The organism is Actinosynnema sp., from assembly GCF_052038725.1.
Genome location: NZ_JBQGCX010000348.1, coordinates 1 through 2,286, shown reverse-complemented (window position 1 = coordinate 2,286; position 2,286 = coordinate 1). Strand labels below are relative to the sequence as shown.

The 2,286-nt window shown below is 72.2% G+C and carries 2 protein-coding genes; both read right to left on the bottom strand.

What is annotated here, in order from left to right:
- Positions 1 to 653: 653 nt before the first annotated feature.
- The gene (locus ACTUAL_RS06885; protein WP_440899664.1) at positions 654 to 1,154 is read right to left on the bottom strand and encodes an HtaA domain-containing protein; all 501 of its coding nucleotides are present in this window, start codon (positions 1,152 to 1,154) and stop codon (positions 654 to 656) included.
- 126 nt (positions 1,155 to 1,280) lie between these two features.
- On the bottom strand, positions 1,281 to 2,286 hold a 1,006-nt coding region (locus ACTUAL_RS06880), incomplete at its 5' end, for an MFS transporter (RefSeq protein ID WP_440899663.1).

Here is a 2,286-nt window from a genome sequence, read left to right as displayed (position 1 = left end):
CATCACGGGAGGCTCCTCGGGGTGGGCCTTGGGTCCGGCTGTGGTGTTCGGGGTGGGCGCGGAGACCGCGCGCTCGGCGTCACGGCTGCTCCGGCGGACGTCCGACCCTCGGTGCGGCGGAGCGACGGGGCGCGTCCGACCACAGCGGGAGAATATGCTCCCGACCCGCCCCGAATGGCCCATTCGGAGGGGTGATCATCCGATCGTGAATGCCTTTCACTCGACAGTGTGATGCGTTCTCGGCAATAGGTCGTTTGGGTATTTCCCCGCGCGGTGGACCACGGCGCGAAACCGACGTCCGGCCGCGCGCGGACGCCGCCGGGCGGAGCAGTCAGCGGCGACCGCGAGGACCAAGCGCACGGGCTTTCCGCAGTCGGAAACCCCTGCGGGGTAACGGGACGCCGACCAGCGCGCCCCACCGCCCCCGAGCCGTCACCAGCGCGGACAGGAGCACCGGTGATTCCGACGACGAATTCTGTGAAATCCACGTGAAAGCCGTGCACGCGCAGAGAGCATCGGCGCGGCGAACGGGGACCAGCATCGCCCGAACGGGTCAGAAAGGCGAAAACCCCGGTGACGGGCGCCGATCGCGCGGCGCCGATCACCGGGGCTCGTGCACGGGCGCGGGGTCGACCCACCCGCGCCGGAACGGGTCAGGGCGCGGGGACCCGGATCTCCAGCGGCTCGAACGGCTCACCGGCCTGGTACACGTCGTTGAACAGCTCGACGCCCTCCGGCGCGAGCACCACGTCGCTCGCGCTCCAGGCCGACTCGCCGGGCCCGGCGTCGAGCGGCACGGCGGTGAACGTGACCAGCCTGGTCCGCTCCTCGGACTTCAGGTACGGGTCGGCGATGGTCAGCTCCGCCTTGCCGTCCCGGATGGTCACCTCGGGGTCGGCGATGCGCACGTACAACATGCCGAAGTGGCCCGCGAACCGCACGTCGCCCCGGAAGGGCAGCACGAGCGCGCCGTCCACCTCGCGCGGCTCACCGGCCTCGTAGCGGATCTCGCCGCCCTCCAGGGGGTGCGCGCCCTCGCCCGCGCCCGCGCGGCCGTCGGGCATCCGCAGCACGTAGTCGACGAAGCTGCGCTTGATCGCCCAGCGCAGGCCCGGTCCCCCGGTCTCGTCCACCACGCCGTCCTGCTCGGCCACCACTGCCTCCCGCCGCGAAAGTCCACCAGCCCAACCGACCCTACGCCGCCCGGACGCGCGCCGGGGGCCCGTTCCGCGTCACCGGGACGGACCCCCGAACCACCGGGCGAGCCGCCGGGGACCGGCTCAGCCCTTCTTCTCCTCGGCCACCAGCACCGGCTCCACCGGGTCCGCGACCGCGGCGGGAGCGTCGTCGGCGGCCTTGCGCGCGGTGACGCCGTAGGCGCCCACCAGCGCGGCCAGCAGGCCGAACCCGGCCAGCACCGGCCACACGCCGCGCCCGATGCCCAGGAACAGCATCCCGCCCAGCACCGGGCCGATCGCCGAGCCGAGGCCGAACACGAACTGGAAGCTGCCGATGTACCGGCTCTTGAGGTGCGCGGGACCGGCCATGCCGGGGTAGGCGAACACCACGGGCCCGCCGATGATCTCGCCGAGCGTCCACACCAGGGTGCCGATGACGATCACGGCGGGGCCGAGCGGCAGGCCGTAGAGCGCGTACCCGACGGCGACGAGCGAGGAGGAGGTGAGCACGACCAGGCGCGGCTTGAGGCGCTGGGTCTTCTTGGTGACCAGCAGCTCCAGCAGGATCACCGCGCCGCCGTTGAGCGAGACCGCCAGGGTGTACCAGAACACCGGCACCCCGGACGCCTGCACGTCCAGCGGCAGCGTGGACATGTACTGCACGTACAGGATGGAGTTGAAGAACATCCCGAGCAGGTAGCAGAGGTACCGGCCGTCCTTGAACAGCTCCAGGTAGCTGCCCGCGGGCGCGGCGCCGTCCTCCTCGGCGCCGCCGCGGCCGGACAGCTCGCGCTCGCGCGCCTTGGTGGGCAGCGCCACGGCGGCCAGCAGCGCGTAGGCGAGCGCGACCAGCGCCTCGCCCCAGAACAGCAGGTGGTAGCTCTCGCCGCCGAGGTGGAACAGGCCGAAGCCGATCAGCGGGGCCGCCGTGGTGCCCAGGTTCAGGCCGAACCGGTACATGGCGAAGGTCATGACCTGGCGGTCGTCGCTGGTCAGCTCGGACAGCAGGGTCGCCGACGCCGGGCGGTAGACCTGGCTGACGGCGGCCACGACGACGATCGCGACGATCAGCGAGCCGTAGTTGGGCAGGTACAGCAGCGAGCCGATC